1 protein-coding gene is annotated in these 627 nt (G+C 70.5%); it reads right to left on the bottom strand.

Going from position 1 to position 627, the window contains the following annotated elements:
• Positions 1-627 (bottom strand): trans-sulfuration enzyme family protein (locus FD47_RS14725; protein ID WP_162260767.1); only part of this gene is annotated, 627 nt, incomplete at both ends.

The following is a 627-nucleotide window of genomic DNA, read 5'->3' on the forward strand; positions in this document are numbered from 1 at the left end:
CGCGCGCAGCCGCAGCGCCAGCGTCTCCAGGCCGCGCAGCACCAGAAAGCAATCGTCCGGGCTGACCTGCTGGCCCAGGATGCTCTGGGTCTCGCGCAGCACGGCGTAGTGGCCGGCGTCGTTCATGCTGATGCTGCCCATCAGCACGTCGGAGTGGCCGCCGAAGAACTTGGTGGCGGCCTCGACGCTGAAATCCACGCCGTGCGCCAGCGGCTGGAAGCCCAGCGGGCTGGCCCAGGTGTTGTCCATCATGGTCAGCACGCCGTGGCGCCGAGCGGCGGCGGCGATGGCGGGCACGTCGGCCATTTCCATGGTGACGGTGCCGGGCGCTTCGATGCAGATCATGCGGGTGGCCGGGCGGATCAGCGCCTCGATACCGGCGCCGATGGACGGGTCGTACAGCTCCACGTCCACGCCCATGTGCGCCAGCCATTTCTCGCCGAAGGTCTTGAGCGCGCCATAGCAGGCCGCCGACAGCAGCAGGTGGTCGCCGCCGCGCACGAAGCCCATCACCACCGTCATCAGCGCCGCCGCCCCGGACGGGGTAATGACGCAGTGGCGGCCGCCTTCCAGCGCGGCGATGCGGTCTTCCAGCAGGCGCGCGGTGGGCGTGCCGGTGACGCCGTA

This window comes from Lentilactobacillus parafarraginis DSM 18390 = JCM 14109 (assembly GCF_001435895.1).
GTDB classification, from domain to species: domain Bacteria; phylum Bacillota; class Bacilli; order Lactobacillales; family Lactobacillaceae; genus Lentilactobacillus; species Lentilactobacillus parafarraginis.